Here is a 2,911-nt window from a genome sequence, read left to right on the forward strand (position 1 = left end):
ATTTTTATTAGACCCGGGTTCGGACTTTTTTAGAACAATGAACTTTGTCAGCAGTCTCAGGAGCCAAAAGGCTCCTGTTTTCGTTTTAGCTTTCAGTGACGTTTTTCGGCAACGGCGGCAGTAGGCCATCGGCGCGGAACATCGCTTTAATGCCGCGTACCGCCTGGCGAATACGATCCCGGTTTTCAATCAGCGCGAAGCGAACGTGAGTGTCGCCGTAATCGCCAAAACCAATCCCCGGCGACACGCAAACTTTTGCCTCCTGCAGCAGCTTTTTAGCAAACTCCAGCGAGCCCATGGCCGCGTACTGTTCCGGAATTTTTGCCCACACATACATCGATGCTTTCGGGCATTCCACCATCCAACCGGCTTCATGCAGGCCTTTTACCAACACATCGCGGCGGCGCTTGTACTGCTCTGCGATATCGCGCACGCACTGCTGGTCGCCTTCAAGGGCAGCAATCGCCGCAACCTGCAGCGGCGTGAAGGTGCCGTAATCGTGGTAACTCTTGATGCGCGCCAGCGCGCTTACCAGCTCCTGGTTACCCACCATAAAGCCGATGCGCCAGCCCGCCATATTGTAGCTTTTTGACAGCGTGAAGAACTCAACCGCCACGTCGCGTGCGCCGGGCACTTCCATAATAGAAGGTGCCTTCCAGCCGTCATAAACAATGTCGGCGTAGGCCAGATCGTGAATGACCAGCACGTCGTACTGCTTCGCCAGCGCGACCACTTTTTCGAAAAACTCCAGCTCCACGCACTGCGCCGTTGGGTTAGACGGGAAGCCCAGGATCATCATCTTTGGTTTCGGGTAGCTTTCACGAATCGCGCGTTCCAGCTCGGCAAAGAAGTCCACGCCTTCCACCAGCGGCACCGAGCGAACCTGCGCCCCCGCGATGACCGCGCCATAAATATGAATCGGGTAGCTTGGGTTCGGCACCAGCACGGTGTCACCGTGATCCAGCGTCGCCAGCATCAGGTGTGCCAGCCCTTCTTTCGAGCCGATGGTCACAATAGCTTCGCTTTCCGGGTCGATGTCCACGTCGTAACGATCTTTGTACCAGCGAGAAATGGCGCGGCGCAGGCGTGGGATCCCTCGCGAGGTGGAATAACCGTGCGTGTCTTCACGCTGGGCCACGGTGCAAAGCTTCTCAACGATGTGCGGCGGCGTCGCCCCATCCGGGTTGCCCATGCTGAAATCGATAATGTCTTCGCCGCGGCGTCGCGCAGCCATTTTCAGTTCGGCGGTGATATTAAAAACGTAAGGGGGCAAGCGATCGATACGCGAAAAACGACGTTTTGGACTGGAGTCAGCCATAAATTCCTCAGAGTAACGTGAGCGCCCGGACCGTCCGAGCGACGCTGCCACGCGATGTGGCCTGTTTTGAAAATAGCCTGAATAAAAATCGCCTGTCGAGGGGGAAGTGAAAATATTTTTTCCGTGACATAAAACGGGAAGTTTCGAATGAAAGTCATCTCTATTTCATTTTCCAAACCAGGCATACATTAACCAGGTAGCAACAACTCAGTAACCTACCCTCTGAATGATGGAGCCACCTATGCACCTGGACATAAACGATCTGCCAAAAGCTATCCGTGAGATAAAACAAAAGCTGCGCCACGATCTGCCTGATTATCAGTCGGTTTTCGCCGAACTTGAGGCCAATATTCGTCAACAGATCGAGACGATCCGCGCTGAAATGGATCGGGGTGAGAACCCTGTTCCTCAGCTCGAGGCCGACGACATTCTGCACGGCCGCGTCAGCGAGCAGCAAAAAGCGCTGATCCGCCAGCGCGGCTGTTGTACGGTGCGGGGCGTTTTCCCGCAGGAACAGGCCACCGCATGGAATGAAGAAATCGGCAATTATCTGCAACGTAACCACTTTGTCGAGCGCCTGAAAAATGCGGCAGAAGATAACTATTTCGGCACACTTGCTGACAGTAAGCCGCAAATTTACGGCATTTACTGGTCTAAGCCACAGACCGAAGCCCGCCAGCACGAACGCATGAAAGCGGTGCAGGTGTTCCTCAATAATCTCTGGCAAACAGAAAGCAGCGGCAGGCAGCATTTCGATCCAAACCGGGTCGTTTCTTACGCGGACCGTACCCGTCGTCGCCCGCCTCGCTCAAGCTCGCTCGGGCTTTCCCCACACGTTGACGGCGGCTCGGTTGAGCGCTGGCTGGACGAAAACTTCCGTCACGTCTATCGCCACGTGTTTTCCGGCCAGTGGCAGGATTACGATCCGTTTGCCGCCGAAGGGCGTACTGAAGTCAGGGAGTTTCCGTCTCCCGCCGTCTGTTCGATGTTCCGTACTTTTCAGGGCTGGACGGCACTCACCCCGCAGCGCAAGCACGGCGGTACGCTGAATTTGCTGCCTGTCGCCAACGCCATGGCCTGGATCCTGCTGCGCGCGCTGCAGGATGATGTGCCAGAAGAATCGTTGTGCGAAGCAAAGCCCGGCAGAGCATTATCCATTAACAAAGAGTGGCATCCCCTTTTACTGACTGGGATTTCCTCAATTCCCGATATGGAACCGGGCGATACCGTTTTCTGGCACTGCGATGTGATTCATGCCGTTGAGAACGAGCACCTCGGCGAGTTCGACAGCAACGTGATGTACATCGCCGCCGCGCCGTGGTGCGAGAAGAACGCAGAGTACCTGCCGCGCCAGTGGGAAGCCTTTATCGAAGGGAAGACGCCGCCGGATTTCGCTGCCGACGATTTTGAGGTGGATTTTGTTGGCCGCGCGACCATGCAGGATTTGACCGCCGCCGGGAAGGAGCAGCTTGGCGGGAAGTGATTGCTCCTCATGCTGCCAGAGTTGTCACTTAGTCATAAACATCGACGATTATGCACGCCTGGCTAAGGTTCCGTTCACTTCCAGTCCTGTTTCATATGTCACCACAGAAC

Annotated in this window: 2 protein-coding genes; one reads left to right on the plus strand and one right to left on the minus strand. The window is 55.5% G+C overall.

All coding sequences use genetic code 11. The features are described from left to right. Window positions 1-85 precede the first annotated feature (85 nt). Complete coding sequence (gene alaC / locus HX778_RS24720) at window positions 86-1,318, minus strand: alanine transaminase (protein WP_038480498.1); 1,233 nt, start codon at window positions 1,316-1,318, stop codon at window positions 86-88. A 241-nt stretch (window positions 1,319-1,559) separates the two neighbouring features. On the opposite strand from alaC, the gene HX778_RS24725 reads away from it, so the two are divergent. Further along, complete coding sequence (locus HX778_RS24725; protein ID WP_038480495.1) at window positions 1,560-2,801, plus strand: DUF1479 domain-containing protein; 1,242 nt, start codon at window positions 1,560-1,562, stop codon at window positions 2,799-2,801. Window positions 2,802-2,911 lie beyond the last annotated feature (110 nt).

Origin of the sequence: Cedecea sp. P7760 (assembly GCF_013386425.1) — a bacterium.
Lineage (GTDB): Bacteria > Pseudomonadota > Gammaproteobacteria > Enterobacterales > Enterobacteriaceae > Cedecea > Cedecea selenatireducens.